Consider the following 13,954-nt stretch of genomic DNA (forward strand, 5'->3'; position numbering starts at 1 on the left):
TACGTAACCCGTAGCTGCTTTCGGCGGTTAATCACCCCAGAAACTCACCCTATACCATACCCCAAACCTCACAACGCTATGGCTTTCGAACTGCCCCAGCTTCCATACGCCTACGATGCCCTGGAACCCCACATCGATGCGCGCACGATGGAAATCCACCACACCAAGCACCACCAGGCCTACGTTACCAACCTGAATAACGCTATCCAGGGCACTGAAATGGAAAATCAGTCGCTCGAGGAAATCCTGCATAACATCGCCAAGGCTCCGGCTGCCGTGCGCAACAACGGCGGCGGCCACTGGAACCACGACCTGTTCTGGAAAATCCTGTCGCCGAACGGCGGCGGCGAGCCCACCGGCCCCATTGCCGAGGCCATTCAGAAGACTTTCGGCGGCTACGACAAGTTTAAGGAGGAGTTCACCAAAGCCGCCACCACGCGCTTCGGCTCGGGCTGGGCATGGCTGTGCAAAATGAACGACGGCAACCTGCAAATCTGCTCTACCCCGAACCAGGACAACCCGCTGATGCCCGACTCGGGCTGCAAAGGCATTCCGGTGCTGGGCCTCGATGTGTGGGAGCACGCCTACTACCTCAACTACCAGAACCGCCGCCCCGATTACATCCAGGCGTTCTACAACGTGATTAACTGGGACGAAGTGAACCGCCGCCTGCAGGAGGCCACCCCCATGTAATGCACCTTGGCGTTGCCAGCCACATGGCTGGTTTACCCCAACAAAAAGCCCCGTACGGTGTCGTACGGGGCTTTTTGTTGGCGCCTAGGGCAAGGCACTCTAAAAACCTGCCACGGCAGAAAACTTGTATCTTTATGGACTTAATCATTCCCTACCCTCTCCCAACTGCACTCGCATGAGTACTAAGCTGCGTCTTATTATCCTCAGCTTTCTACAGTTCTTTATCTGGGGCTCGTGGCTGATCACCATCGGGGCATATTGGTTTCAAACCAAACAATGGTCGGGGGCCCAGTTCGGCGCCATCTTCTCGACCATGGGCATCGCGTCCATCTTCATGCCCTCGCTTATGGGCATTGTGGCCGATAAGTACGTGAATGCCGAGAAGCTCTACGGCGCGCTGCACATACTGGGCGGCGCGGTGCTATGCACGGTGCCGTTGGTAACCGACCCCGGCCTGATGTTTTGGGTGATGCTGCTGAACATGATCTTCTACATGCCCACGCTGGCCTTGTCCATTGCGGTGTCGTACTCGGTGCTGAAGAAGGAAGGGCTCGACGTGGTGAAGGATTACCCGCCCATCCGGGTGTGGGGCACCATCGGCTTTATTGCCGCCATGTGGACGGTGAGCCTGCTGGGCCTCGAGAAATCGGCCAGCCAGTTTTACGTAGCGGCCGGCGCGGCCATTTTGCTGGGCTTGTACTCGTTTACGCTGCCGGCCTGCCCGCCCACCGCCAAAGACACCCCCAGCCGCTCGCTCGTGGATGTGCTGGGCCTGAAGTCGTTTGCCTTGCTGCGCGACACCAAGATGCTCACCTTCTTCATCTTTTCGCTGCTACTTGGTGCGGCCCTGCAGCTCACCAATGCCTACGGCGATACCTTCCTGCACGATTTCGACAAAGTACCCGAGTACCAGGACACGTTTGCCGTGAAGTACCCGGCCATGATCATGTCCATCTCGCAGATTTCCGAGACGCTGTTCATCCTGGCCATTCCCTTTTTCCTGCGCCGTTTCGGCATCAAGCAGGTAATGCTGTTCAGCATGATTGCCTGGGTACTGCGCTTCGGCTTGCTGGCCTACGGCACGCCCGATAGCCCCGGCATTTGGCTGATTATCCTGTCGTGCATCGTGTACGGCATGGCCTTCGACTTCTTCAACATCTCCGGTTCGCTGTTCGTCGAAACGCAAACGGCGCCCAGCATCCGCGCCAGCGCGCAGGGCTTGTTCATGATGATGACCAACGGCTTTGGCGCCGTGCTGGGCTCCTCGGTGAGCGGCATCGTGATTGAGAAGTACTTCACCTACGCCGACCAGAGCAAAGACTGGCCCGGCATCTGGACGGCTTTTGCCCTGTACGCCCTGGTAATTGCGGTGCTGTTCCTGTTCCTGTTCAAGCACAAGCACAACCCGCAGGAAGTGCGCGACGCCGACACCCACGCCGCCGAGCCGGTGCTGTCGGCCTAGGTATCCGCACCCCGCTACCAGCAAGGCACCGCGCCGCCCGTCGTTCCGGAGTTTCCGGCGGCGGGCGGCGCGGTGTTTTTTGCGGCTGGCCACGGCATGGCTGGCCCCTCCGTGCTCTTTTCGGTGCGGGCACCTAGGGGCTAGGCTGCACAATGGGGGCTTGTAGCTGAGCAAATCCTAGCTTGCACTTAATCAATCGACTGACACCTAAACGCAAGCTCGGCAATACAAAACAGGTATAAAACTGGCATAAAAACAGTATATGCAAAAGGCCGCCCTGCACGTTGCAGAGCGGCCTTTTGCGCAAATAACGCTTAAGCGAGCTTAGAAACGCTCGTCGGCGCCGAAGAAGAAGCTGCCTTCGATTTCAGCGTTTTCGTCGGAGTCAGAGCCGTGCACGGCGTTGGCTTCGATGCTCTTCGCGTACTTCTTGCGGATGGTGCCTTCGGCAGCCTGGGCGGGGTTGGTAGCACCAATCAGCTCGCGGAAAGCCGTTACAGCGTTGTCCTGCTCCAGGATAGCCGCCACAATGGGGCCCGACGACATGTACTTCACGAGGTCGTTGTAGAACGGACGCTCCTTGTGTACTTCGTAGAACTTGCCGGCACGCTCGGGGGTGAGCAGCACTTTCTTCAGCGCTACGATGCGGAAGCCGCCTTTCTCGATGTCGGCGAGGATGGCACCCGTGTGGCCGTCTTGAACAGCGTCGGGCTTAATCATGGTGAAGGTGCGGTTCGTTGCCATGGGCTCGGGGAGTTAAATGAGGGACCAGCACCTAGGGTGCGCGGTCGGTTACAGAAACAAAAGAATTGCGGGCGCAAAAGTAGGAGTTAATGCGAAGACGTGGTGTAGCCCGGCCGCAGTAACAGCAGCAAAGGTGGCCGGCGGGTGGCGCAGCACGGCCGGATGCGGCATTAATTTCGGCTCCTGGGCTCCTCTCGGCCCCGTCCGGGCTGCTCCTTATTTGGGCACGCCTACCCCCGCCCTGGGGCACCTGGGGCACTTTTGGCCGAAGGCGCAGCGTGCTTCGGGCACCCCAACGAACCGAAAGACCGGGGCCGAATGTTGCAGGCCAGAACAACTTTGCGAATCATTCCCGAAATTTGCCCCTTGCACGGCCTGTAAGGGCCGCAAAGTCAGTCACCTATCAGCCGACAATGCACGAAGTCACGGCGCTGAAGGAGCTCCTGCGGGAGCCGCGGCACATCTTTATTACCACCCACCACAAACCCGACGCCGATGCCCTCGGCTCGTCGCTGGGCCTGGCGGGGTACCTTAAGAAGAAAGGCCACCACGTAACGGTGGTTACGCCTTCCGACTACCCCGATTTTCTGGCCTGGATGCCCGGCAACGACGAGGTAGTGGTGTTTGAACCCGGCCGCAACGACCGGCAAGTGCAGGAAATCGTGGGCACGGCCGACGTTATTTTCTGCCTCGACTTCTCCTCCTTGGGCCGCATCAACGAGCTGGGCCAGTACGTGCGCAACGCCCCGGGCAAAAAGGTGCTCGTCGACCACCACGAAAAGCCCGAGCAGTTCGCCGACATGGCTTTTTCGTTTCCGACGGCCGCGGCCACGGCCGAGCTGATTTTTGAGCTGATCCGCGACCTGGGCGACCAGTCGCTCATCGACCCTTCCATCGGCGAGTGCCTGTACGCGGGCATTATGACGGATACCGGCTCGTTCCGCCACCCCAGCACCTCGCGCAATGTGCACCTGATCATTGCCGAGCTGCTCGATGCGGGCATCAACCTGTCGGCCGTACACCGCCGCATCTACGATTCGCACTCCGAGGAGCGCCTGCGCTTTCTGGGCTTCGTGCTGAAGGACAAGCTCACGGTACTGCGCGAGTACAACACGGCCTACATTGCCATTACGGCCGACGAGCTAAAGCAGTACCACTCCAAAACCGGCGACACCGAGGGCCTCGTCAACTTCGCGCTCAGCATCGAGGGCATTGTGTTCGCGGCCATTCTCATCGACCGCGTGCAGGCCGTCAAAATCTCGTTCCGCTCGGTGGGCGACTTCTCGGTAAGCGAGTTTTCGCGCCGGCACTTCAACGGCGGCGGCCACCACAACGCCGCCGGCGGCATCAGCCACGAGCCGCTCGACGCCACCGTGAAGAAGTTCCTCGATCTGTTGCCCGGGTATCAGGCTCAGCTGGTAACCGCACCGCTCGCTGCCGCTGCCCCGCAGCAGTAATTTGCCCCTAGGCGGGCACATGGCGCTCAGCACCTAGGTATCCTTACCTTTAGCCGCACTTTCTCTCTTTTTCTACTTCATGCTCCGCAACTCCCTCCTTTTGTGGCCGGCCGCTCTGCTGGTTGGCGCCCTAGGCCTGAACGGCTGTAACTCTGCCGGCGGCAACTTTGCCAAAACCAAATCGGGTATCGAATACAAAGTGTTCGACAAGAGCGGCAAGGCCCGCGACATCAAGCCCGAAACCGCGGAAGCTGATTACAAAAAGCGCCTGGGCCAGATTATTGCCCTGCACGTAGAGTACCGCACCGCCAAGGACTCGGTGTTGTTTCAGTCGCGCAAGCAGCAAATGGGCTTTCCGGTGCGCGTGCCCCTGCAAGACGTAGCCCGCAAAGGCGGCCTCGAAGAGGCTATTTCGCTGCTGCAAGCCGGCGACTCGGCCGTGTTCCGCTTCAACGCCGACACGCTGTCGATGAAAACCACCGGCCAGCCGGCGCCGCCCCAAATCAAGAAGCACGGCAACACCATGACGCTGTTCGTGAAGGTGGCTGCTATTGAGGACCAGGCTACGGCTATGGCCAACCAGCAGAAAGACCAGCAAGCTGCCATGGCCCAGATGCAGAAGCACGCCGAGCAGCAGAAGCCCGTGGATGAGAAGACTATTCAGGAGTACGTGCAGAAGAACAACCTGAAAGCCCAGAAAACCGCCTCGGGCCTGCACTACGTGGTTACGCAGCCTGGCACCGGCGCCAAGCCCACCCAGGGCCAGCTGGTATCGGTAAACTACCGCGGCACCTTGCTCAACGGCAAAGAGTTCGACTCGTCGGCGAAGGGCAACGGCGGCAAGCCGATTGAGTTCCCGATTGGCGTGGGCGCCGTAATTCCGGGCTGGGACGAAGGCATTGCCCTGCTGAACAAAGGCACCAAAGCTACCCTGCTGATTCCGTCGGGCCTGGCTTACGGCCAACGCGGCGCCGGCAACGACATCCCCGCCGATGCCGTGCTGCGCTTCGACGTGGAGCTGGTAGACGTGAAAGCCGCGCCGGCGCCGCAACCCGGCATGGGAATGATGCCCGGCGGTGGTGCTCCGGCTGGCCGTTAATTCGCTAAATTGATGCAACCCGCCGGCGGGCGGCCGGCTCTTGTAGCTGGTCGCCCGCTGTCATTTTCAAACTTATGCGCACTGCTTCAACCTCCATCTTTGCCCGCCTCGCTTTGTGGGCTCTGCTGCCCCTCCTGCTGGCCCTAGGTGCCTGCGACAACAAAACCGATTTCCAGAAGGACATCGAGAAGAAGATTGAGGCCCAAAAGCCCATCGACGACGCTACCATTCAGGACTACCTGAAGAAAAACAACATCACCGATTACACCCGCACCAACTCGGGCCTGTACATCGTGTGGCGCAAGAAAATTGGGTCAGGCGTGCGCCCCGTGCGCGGCAAGGAAGTCAGGGCGCGTTACATTGGCCGTTTCATCAGCAACGGGTTGCGGTTTGACTCATCCATCGACAACGGCTCTCCTGATGGCGCCACAAACTTTGTGGTGGGGCAGGTAATCGAAGGCTGGAACGAAGCCCTGACCGAGCACATGTACAAAGGCGAAGATGTACTCCTGCTGATTCCGTCGCACCTAGCGTACGGCTACACAGGCAACCTCCCTAGCATTCAACCTTACACGCCCATCATGTTCGAATTGGAATTGCTCGACGTTAAGCAATAGTCCGTGCTCCGTACTGCCTTTCTGCTGGCCTTGCTGGCCGGGTTGCCAACCCTAGGTGTTGCGGCGGCCCGCCCCGAAGCCGACACCCTGCGCACGCCGAACGGCGTGCGCTACGTGCTGCGCCAACCCGGGCAAGGCAAGCCAGCCGGGCCCACGGCCGCCGTGCGCGTCAACTACACGGGCTTTCTGCCTAACGGGCGGTTTTTCGATTCGTCGGCTACCGATGGGCGGCCCATTCGGGTGAAACTCGGCAAGCACGAGGTAATCCAGGGCTGGGAAGAGCTGCTGCCGCTGCTGCCCGAGGGCGCCCGCGTGTGGGCGCGCATCCCGGCCGGGCTGGCCTACGGAGCCAAAGGAGCCCGCGACCCCGACGACGACAGCAAGTACCGCGTGCCGCCCAATACCGATTTGGTGTTCGAGCTCGAAATTGTGCGCATCAACTAACCAACCGGCCGAAACCCTAAACCCTAGGTGTTTCGGCCGGTTGGTTTTTGCACGAACCCGTTGTGGGCCCTAGGTGCCGCGCAACCGGGTTTGAAAAAGCACCCCGCGGCGGTGTAACTTCGGACTTCGAACCTGCCGCTTTCTTACCCCGAGTATGTTTATTGAACCCCGTGTCGGCAATGGCCGCGGATTGCCCCGCCGGGGCTGGATAGAAGTAATTGTGGGCTCGATGTTCTCGGGCAAAACCGAGGAGCTGATCCGGCGCCTCAACCGCGCCAAAATTGCGCGCCAGCACGTCGAAATCTTCAAGCCCGGGCTGGATACGCGCTACCACGCCGAGGACGTGGTGTCGCACAACGCCAACAGCATCCGCTCCACGCCCGTTACCTTCCCCAACGAAATGCTGCTGCCCGCCTCCTCGTGCGACGTGGTGGGCATCGACGAAGCCCAGTTTTTCGACGACTCGCTGGTGGAGGTGTGCAACCAGCTGGCCGACCACGGCGTGCGCGTCATCGTGGCCGGGCTCGACATGGACTACCTCGGCAAGCCTTTCGGGCCCATGCCCGCGCTGCTGGCCGTGGCCGAGTACGTAACCAAGGTGCACGCCGTGTGCGTGCGCTGCGGCGACATTGCCTCGTACTCGTTTCGCAAAATAGCCTCGGCCGAGCAGGTGCTGCTGGGCGAAACCGACTCGTACGAAGCACGTTGCCGCCACTGCTTTCTGGAGGGCCAGCACGGCAAATCGGAGGCGCTGCCTGCCGCCGCTGCCGGGCACCTCAAGCCCTAACCGCCACCTAGGCGGCGCTAGGTGCGCCCGCCTGCTTTTGCCCCGCTGAGATGACACACGCGCTCCGTTTGCTATTGCTGCTGATTGGGCTGGCCTGCGCGGCGGGGCAGGCCGCCGCGCAGCGTACCGCGGCCTACGGCGACTGGCAGCTGCACCTGCCCACCAACCGCAGCCTTATGCTGGCCGATGCCGGCAAGCGCGTGTTTGTGGTGGCGCAGGATGCCTTCTACGCCTTCGATAAAGAAACCAACAGCCTGCAGCTGCTCTCGCGCCGCGACGGGCTTACCGACGTGGGCGTTAGCGCCGTGGCCTACGACTCGCTCACGCAGCAAGTAGTAGTGGCCTACCGCAGCGGCACCGTGGATGTGCTCGATGCCACGGGCCGGCTGCTTACGTCGTATGCCGATATCCGGCGCAAGGCCATTTCGGGCAGCAAGGAAATTTACAGCATTGGGTTTGCGCGCCGCCTGGCTTACCTAAGCACCAGCTTTGGCATTGTAGTGCTCGATTTGCAGCGCCGCGAAATCCGCGACACCTACGCCAACATCGCGCCGCGCGGGGCCGTGCCGCAGGTATACGCCACCGCCGTGCTCAACGACTCGCTGTACGCCGCCACCAGCGCGGGCCTGCTGCGCGGGCGCCTGGGCACCAACCTCCTCGATTTCAACAACTGGCGCGGCTACCCGGGCTTTGGGCCGCGCCCCGGCAACCCCTACCGTAACGTGGTTGCGCACCAGGGCAAAGTGTTTGCCGGCATCAACAACGACAACCTGTACCGCGCGGTGGGGGCTGGCCTGGTAAGTCTGGGCTTTGGCGCCGCCGATTTTCGCTCGTTGCGCTCATCGGGGGCGGGGCTGCTGGTGGCCGAGCCTACGATCGTAAACGTGCTCAATACCCGCACCAACAGCCGTTACCAGCTCAAGGCTACCGCCTTTGCGGATATCCGCGATGCCGTGCGGGCCGTGAGCGGCCCGGTGTACGTAGCCGATTTCCGGAACGGGTTGGTGCGCATCGATGCCAACGGGCAAAACGCGCAGAGCTTCGTCAGCAACGCGCCGCCCACCACCGCAGCTTTCAACATCCTTACCGATGGGGCCACGCGCACGGTTACGGTGTTTACGGGCGGCTACCAGGAAAACTACCTGCAGTTTGGGTCGCGCAACGGCTTTTACCAGTACGATGCCGACGGCCGCTGGACCAGCTTCAACGCCCAAACCCTGCCGGCCAACCAATACCCCAACCTGCTCGACCTAAGCCGCGGCACCCGCACGCCCGATGGCACCCTGTACGTGGCCAGCTACGGGCAAGGCTTGCTGCAATGGAAAGGTCCCGGCGAGTTTCGGGTGTTTGGCCTGGGCAACAGCCCTTTGCGCTCGGGCATCACCGACCCACAAGACCCTAACCTGCCTTTGTTCGTGCGCGTTACCGACGTGGCCACCGACCCCGACGGCAATGTGTGGGTAGTAAACCGCTGGGGGCGCAACGACGTCCAGGGCGTAACCAACTTCCCGGGCTTGTTCAAGTTTACGCCGGCCACCAACACCTGGCAGGCCGCGCAGGCGTTTCCCGGGTCGGGCAACCTGGAGCGGCTGGTGTTCGACGACCTAGGGCACGCCTGGGTAAGTCGCGACCGGCGCAGCTCGCCTGGCCTGGTGGCCTACGACCCTGAAACCGGCCGCCATCGCAGCATTGCCATTGCCAGCTACAACCTCCCCGCCGTAAACGTGCACGACCTGGCCAAAGACCGCAACGGCGACATTTGGGCCGCTACCGATGCCGGCGTGGCCGTGTACAGCAACCCCGGGCAGGTGTTCGACGCCGATGCGCCCGACTTTGCGCGGCCCGTAGTGCGGCGGGGTGAAGGCCGCGGCAACGAACTGCTGTACGCCGAGGTGGTAAAAGCCATTGCCGTGGATGGGGCCAACCGCAAGTGGTTTGGTACCGACAACGGCCTGTGGCTGTTCAGCCCCGACGGCGACGAGGGCCTGCTGCACTTCACCACCGACAACAGCCCGCTGCCCTCCAACCGCATTGTAGATGTAGCAGTCGACGATTACACGGGCGAGGTGTGGGTAGCCACCGACGGCGGCCTGGTTAGCTACCGCGGCTCGGCCACCGTTACCGAAGGCAAAGTGGAATGCGCGAAGGTGTTTCCTAACCCGGTGCGCGCCGATTTCAGCGGGCAAGTGGGCATATCGGGCCTGGCCAACAACGCCGAGGTAAAGATTACCGACATTACGGGTACGCTGGTGTACCAAACCCGCGCCACCGGCGGCACCGTGGTCTGGAACCTGACTGACTACAACGGCCGGCGCGTACAATCGGGCGTGTACCTGGTGCTTACGGCCGATGCGCATGGCAAAAACGGTTGTATTTCGAAGGTGGCCGTGCTTTCGAAGTGAGTAAGGAAAGAATGATAAAGGACGAATGGTTGTTCTGTTTCTTCCTGCTTCTTCCTTCTTGATTCTTCCTCTAGCAGCATGCTGATCAAAACCCGGGGCATCGTCCTGAACTACCTGAAGTACCGCGAAACCAGCATTATTGCGCGCATCTACACCGAAGAGCGCGGCGTGCAGTCGTACATCGTGAACGGGGTGCGCAAAGCCAAGCCGCCGGGGCGCATCGCGCTGTTTCAGCCTTTCACCCTGCTCGACATGGTGGCCTACGTGTCGCCGCGCGGCGGCCTCACGCGCCTGTCGGAGTACCGCTGCGTGCGCCCGTTCCGCAGCATCCCGTACGACATGCGCAAGAGCAGCGTCGTGCTGTTTTTGTCGGAAGTAGCGGGCCGCACCCTGCGCGAGGAAGAAGAAAACCCTGCGCTGTTCGATTTCCTGTTCAGCGCCATCGTGGCCTTCGACGAGCAGGAAACCGGTTTCGAGAACTTCCCGCTGCTGTTTCTGCTGAACCTGGCTGGCTACCTAGGGTTCGGGCCCGAGTCGGGGCAGCAGATTACCGAGCAGGTGGCTTTCGCCTCCGATATCAACCAATCGGCCACGGCCCGCAGCACCGTACTGCGCTTTCAGGAGTTCGAGCACTTCTACGACGAGCTGCTGCACCAACCCGAAAGCGCCACCATCCCGAACGGCCGCGTGCGCCGCGACTTGCTCAACATTTTGCTGCGCTACTACCAACTCCACATCGAAGGCCTCGGCGACGTTCGCTCCCTCGATGTGCTATCGGAGGTACTGGCCGAACTGTAGCACGAAGTGGCGCGGACTCTGCAGTCCGCGTCTCCGGATAGTAAAATCAAGCCCACTGGCGCGAATTTGCACAAGTTACTGGCCGCACTGGCCACACTGGCGCGAGTCTTAGCGCTTTAGCGCGCGACTCGTGCCGCAGCATGGAGGGGAGTCTCCAGACTCCCGTGCCGTGAACGATCCGGCCTAGGTGCCGGTAGCCTCTGAAATGTCAGGCATCTCTCGAAAGCAAGCCGTTCCCTAGGTGCCGCGCAACGCCCGGGAGTCTGGAGACTCCCCTCCATGCTCGGGCACGAGTCGCGCGCTGCGGGCTAAGACTCGCGCCAGTGGACCAGTGGACCGTCCCAGGGGCCCAGGTTGCTTGCGTCAGCGCACAATTAGGTTCCGAATAAAGCTACCCTACTCTCCCAGGTACTGCACGTGCGGCAGCTTGGTAGCTTCGGGCACCCGCCCCACTACCTCGCCTTGCGGCAGCTGCGCCTGGCAGGTGAGGCGGGCCGTGGCGGCCAGCCGGCCTGTGTTCAGGTAACGTAGCTCGTGCATGGTGGGCGGCGCCAGGTTTTCGGCGCCGCTTACCAGCTCGATGCGGCAAGTCGTGCACCGCCCTTTGCCGCCGCAGGCGTGCATCCAGTCGTGGCCGGCTTCGTGCAGGGCGCGCAACAACGTCTGGCCGCTGCTTACGTTGATAGGTCCGCCGGGCAGGTTTTGCACGGTTAGTGTAGGCATTTTGGCTAACTTGCCTACTTGAAGCAGGCTTTTTTTGAGGATGCAAGATACGTATAGCAACGACCAGCTACTGGCCTACGGCCGCCGGCTGGCGGCCCGCCTCTGCGACCAGTACTTTGCCACACAACCCGTTGGCACCACCCTAGATGGCCCGGCCGTGCTGCGCCTGGCTCCCATTCGGCAGCTGAACCTGTACGTGGTGCAACAACTGCTGGCCCAGTGGACGCAAGAAATGGCCCGCCTGCGCAGCCCGTATTTCGACTACGAAGACGCTGCCGTACGCCAGGCCCTAACCCAGTTAATGAACCTGCTCTCGCGCCGTATAAAGCTTACGCGCGCCACCTACGAGCCGCTGCTGGCCCAGGCCGCAGCCGATACCCTCCGCACCGCCCTCGATCCGGCCGCCATCTTCGAAAGCAAGCTGCTGCCCGCCGAGCAGGCCGCCGTTGCGCCCGCGCAACTGCGCGACGCGCTCCGTTATGTGGAGGTCAATAAATCACTGTACCAGGAGTTTATCGAGAGCTTGCCGGCCGAGTTGCCGCAGGAGCGCGACGCACTGCTCACCCGTTTCCGGGTGTACTGCGACGCGCGCTACCAGGAAGTAAAAACGCTGAGTGGCCTGCTGGCCGAACTGAGTCCTTTGCTGCCCATTACGGCGAGCGAGCTACGGCCGGCGCAGCCTGCCGCTCCGCAGCCGCTGCCCGAGCCGCCCTCCGCCGTGGCTGCGCCTGTTGCCCCGGTCGTTTCGGTTGATGCCGGCCCTGCTAGCGAGCCGACTGCCGAGCGGGAAGAGGCCGCACCTACGCCCGTTTCGTCGCCGGAGCCGGTGCGCACTGCCGAGCCCACGCCTGCCTCCGAGGTTCCGGCCTACGATGCGGTTGCGGCCCAGCCCACGCCCGAGGCGGCAACTTCGGCTCGGCCCAAGCCCTTGGCCGAAACGGTATCGCCCATCAACACCCTCAACGATAAGCTGGCCAGCAACCGCCCGGTAGCCCTAGGTGAGAAACTGGGCGTGAAAGCCAACGGCAACAGCATTGCCGAGGCCCAGCCGAAAATAGACTCGCTACGCGGGGCCATTTCCATTAACCAGCGCTTCAGCTTCATCAACGAGCTATTCAACGGCGAGAACATGGAATACCATGCCGCCATCGAACACCTCGACTCCCTGCCTTCGGCCGATGCCGCCCGCACGTACGTAACCGACGAGCTGGCGCAACGCTACCAGTGGGTGCGCAAGGAAGAGCACGTAACCAAGCTGCTGCGCCTGATCGAGCGCAAATTTGCTTAGCAGCGCCCTAGGTGCTTCTAGGGCTTCGCGGCCCAGGGGCACCAGCATACAGCCCGATGCGGGCGGTAGCCGAGGCCACCGCCCGCATCGGGCTGTTTATTTTTAGGGGCCCTGGTGGTACCTAGGGTTGCGGGTTAGCGCACCAAATCCTGTTTGCGGTAGGCATCAATGGCCAGCAAGATGAACAGCAGGATGGTGAAGGACCACAGCGAGGAACCGCCGTAGCTGAAGTACGGCAGCGGAATACCCACCACGGGCGCCAGGCCAATGGTCATGCCGATGTTCACGCAGAAGTGGAAGAAGATGATGCTGGCCACGCAGTAACCGTACGTGCGTCCGAACACCGATTTCTGTCGCTCGGCCACGTAAATAATGCGCGCCAGCAGCGTCATGAAGAGCACGATGGTGAGCATGGTGCCAAACCAGCCCCACTCCTCGCCTACCGTGCAGAAAATGAAGTCGGTGCTTTGCTCGGGCACAAAGTCGAAGCGGGTTTGGGTGCCTTCGAGGTAGCCTTTGCCCAGCAGGCCGCCCGAGCCGATAGCAATTTTCGACTGCGTCACGTTCCAGCCAAAGCCCAGCGGGTCGGCCGAGGGGTTGATGAGCACCTCGATGCGCTTGCGCTGGTGCGGCTGCAACACGCTGTTGTAAAAGAAGTCGACGCCGAACACCATGCCTACCACCACGGCATACGTGGACAGCGCCAGCGGCAGGTGATGGCGGAAAATGCGGGTGTTGAACACGAACACCAGCGCCAGAATAACCGTGAACACCCCCACCAGCCACAGCTTGGGCACCAACAGCGACAGAATGAGCACCACCGCTGCGGCGGCCAGAATCAGCAGAATCAGCGGCGACATACCCTCGCGGAAGTACGCCAGCAAAAAGGCCCCGAACACCAGCGCTTGGCCGGTTTCGTTGGAGGCGATGATGAGCGCCGGGGGCAGCAGCGTAAGCCCCACCAGCACCATTTGCTGCCGAAAGTTTTGCTGCCGCAGGTTGATGCCCGCCATAAACCGCGACACGGCCAGGGCCGTGGTGAACTTGGCAAACTCGGCGGGCTGCAGGCGTACGGGACCCAGCTCCAGCCAGGAGCGCGAGCCGGCAATGGGGCGCGCAATTACCAGCGTAACCAGCAGCAGCGCAATCATGCCGCCGTAGAGCACGTAGGCAAAGGTGTCGTAGGCTTTGTGGTCGATTACGATGAGCACCACAATCAGCACCACGGCCGCGCCAATCCACACCAACTGCTTAAACCAGTTGAAGGCCATCAGCCCGCTCCAATCCGAAGTAAATACCCGCGAAAAGGGTACCTCGGGCGAGTACGAGGCCGCGTACACGTTGAGCAACCCAACGCCTACCATCAGGATGTAAAGCAACAGCGTTACCCAATCGATGCTGCGGCTGTAGCGAACCTGGTTCAAATCAATTAAAAATTAG

General features: G+C 61.5%; 13 protein-coding genes. 10 read left to right on the plus strand and 3 right to left on the minus strand.

Translation table 11 applies throughout. From position 1 onward, the window contains the following. Nucleotides 1-78: 78 nt before the first annotated feature. Together OIS50_RS11575 and OIS50_RS11580 are read left to right on the plus strand one after the other, a co-directional pair. Nucleotides 79-693: a superoxide dismutase gene (locus OIS50_RS11575; RefSeq protein ID WP_264690804.1), complete on the plus strand. Its 615-nt coding sequence runs from the start codon at nt 79-81 to the stop codon at nt 691-693. Between the two features lie 175 nt (nt 694-868). Then, nucleotides 869-2,155, plus strand: coding sequence for a nucleoside permease (locus OIS50_RS11580; RefSeq protein WP_264690805.1), 1,287 nt, complete (start codon nt 869-871; stop codon nt 2,153-2,155). A gap of 324 nt (nt 2,156-2,479) precedes the next feature. Here the strand turns inward: OIS50_RS11580 and OIS50_RS11585 are convergent, their stop codons facing one another. Then, nucleotides 2,480-2,899, minus strand: a complete 420-nt coding sequence (locus tag OIS50_RS11585) for a nucleoside-diphosphate kinase (RefSeq protein ID WP_059067102.1) — start codon at nt 2,897-2,899, stop codon at nt 2,480-2,482. Between the two features lie 413 nt (nt 2,900-3,312). Here OIS50_RS11585 and OIS50_RS11590 point away from each other — a divergent pair, with 413 nt between their 5' ends. The 7 genes from OIS50_RS11590 to recO all read left to right on the plus strand — a co-directional run bounded on the left by OIS50_RS11590 (nt 3,313) and on the right by recO (nt 10,503). Further along, entirely contained in the window at nt 3,313-4,356 is a 1,044-nt protein-coding gene (locus OIS50_RS11590) for a DHH family phosphoesterase (protein WP_264690806.1), read from the plus strand. Between the two features lie 79 nt (nt 4,357-4,435). Further along, nucleotides 4,436-5,455: an FKBP-type peptidyl-prolyl cis-trans isomerase gene (locus tag OIS50_RS11595; RefSeq protein ID WP_264690807.1), complete on the plus strand. Its 1,020-nt coding sequence runs from the start codon at nt 4,436-4,438 to the stop codon at nt 5,453-5,455. 74 nt (nt 5,456-5,529) lie between these two features. Continuing rightward, nucleotides 5,530-6,072 (plus strand): FKBP-type peptidyl-prolyl cis-trans isomerase, encoded by a 543-nt coding sequence (locus OIS50_RS11600; RefSeq protein ID WP_264690808.1) that lies wholly within the window; start codon nt 5,530-5,532, stop codon nt 6,070-6,072. A 3-nt stretch (nt 6,073-6,075) separates the two neighbouring features. Further along, a complete protein-coding gene (locus OIS50_RS11605) occupies nt 6,076-6,516 on the plus strand; it encodes an FKBP-type peptidyl-prolyl cis-trans isomerase (protein WP_264690809.1) in 441 nt (146 codons plus the stop codon). Nucleotides 6,517-6,670: 154 nt separating this feature from the next. Further along, nucleotides 6,671-7,303: a thymidine kinase gene (locus OIS50_RS11610; RefSeq protein WP_264690810.1), complete on the plus strand. Its 633-nt coding sequence runs from the start codon at nt 6,671-6,673 to the stop codon at nt 7,301-7,303. A 50-nt stretch (nt 7,304-7,353) separates the two neighbouring features. Beyond that, complete coding sequence (porZ, locus tag OIS50_RS11615; protein WP_264690811.1) at nt 7,354-9,705, plus strand: type IX secretion system anionic LPS delivery protein PorZ; 2,352 nt, start codon at nt 7,354-7,356, stop codon at nt 9,703-9,705. A gap of 78 nt (nt 9,706-9,783) precedes the next feature. Further along, nucleotides 9,784-10,503: a DNA repair protein RecO gene (gene recO, locus OIS50_RS11620; protein WP_264690812.1), complete on the plus strand. Its 720-nt coding sequence runs from the start codon at nt 9,784-9,786 to the stop codon at nt 10,501-10,503. Between the two features lie 396 nt (nt 10,504-10,899). Here the strand turns inward: recO and OIS50_RS11625 are convergent, their stop codons facing one another. Beyond that, nucleotides 10,900-11,226, minus strand: a complete 327-nt coding sequence (locus tag OIS50_RS11625; RefSeq protein WP_264690813.1) for a (2Fe-2S)-binding protein — start codon at nt 11,224-11,226, stop codon at nt 10,900-10,902. A gap of 40 nt (nt 11,227-11,266) precedes the next feature. Here OIS50_RS11625 and OIS50_RS11630 point away from each other — a divergent pair, with 40 nt between their 5' ends. Then, a complete protein-coding gene (locus tag OIS50_RS11630) occupies nt 11,267-12,514 on the plus strand; it encodes a hypothetical protein (protein ID WP_264690814.1) in 1,248 nt (415 codons plus the stop codon). 134 nt (nt 12,515-12,648) lie between these two features. On the opposite strand, the gene rodA is transcribed toward OIS50_RS11630, so the two are convergent. Continuing rightward, a complete protein-coding gene (gene rodA / locus OIS50_RS11635; protein WP_264690815.1) occupies nt 12,649-13,938 on the minus strand; it encodes a rod shape-determining protein RodA in 1,290 nt (429 codons plus the stop codon). Nucleotides 13,939-13,954: the final 16 nt, after the last annotated feature.

The organism is Hymenobacter sp. YIM 151858-1 (assembly GCF_025979705.1).
Lineage (GTDB): Bacteria > Bacteroidota > Bacteroidia > Cytophagales > Hymenobacteraceae > Solirubrum.

Coding starts and splice junctions, on each gene's coding strand:
- OIS50_RS11630 (WP_264690814.1), top strand. CDS start 11,267: ATGCAAGATACGTATAGCAACGACCAGCTACTGGCCTACGGCCGCCGG.
- OIS50_RS11595 (WP_264690807.1), top strand. CDS start 4,436: ATGCTCCGCAACTCCCTCCTTTTGTGGCCGGCCGCTCTGCTGGTTGGC.
- recO (WP_264690812.1), top strand. CDS start 9,784: ATGCTGATCAAAACCCGGGGCATCGTCCTGAACTACCTGAAGTACCGC.
- OIS50_RS11585 (WP_059067102.1), bottom strand. CDS start 2,899: ATGGCAACGAACCGCACCTTCACCATGATTAAGCCCGACGCTGTTCAA.
- OIS50_RS11625 (WP_264690813.1), bottom strand. CDS start 11,226: ATGCCTACACTAACCGTGCAAAACCTGCCCGGCGGACCTATCAACGTA.
- OIS50_RS11610 (WP_264690810.1), top strand. CDS start 6,671: ATGTTTATTGAACCCCGTGTCGGCAATGGCCGCGGATTGCCCCGCCGG.
- OIS50_RS11600 (WP_264690808.1), top strand. CDS start 5,530: ATGCGCACTGCTTCAACCTCCATCTTTGCCCGCCTCGCTTTGTGGGCT.
- OIS50_RS11580 (WP_264690805.1), top strand. CDS start 869: ATGAGTACTAAGCTGCGTCTTATTATCCTCAGCTTTCTACAGTTCTTT.
- OIS50_RS11590 (WP_264690806.1), top strand. CDS start 3,313: ATGCACGAAGTCACGGCGCTGAAGGAGCTCCTGCGGGAGCCGCGGCAC.
- OIS50_RS11575 (WP_264690804.1), top strand. CDS start 79: ATGGCTTTCGAACTGCCCCAGCTTCCATACGCCTACGATGCCCTGGAA.
- porZ (WP_264690811.1), top strand. CDS start 7,354: ATGACACACGCGCTCCGTTTGCTATTGCTGCTGATTGGGCTGGCCTGC.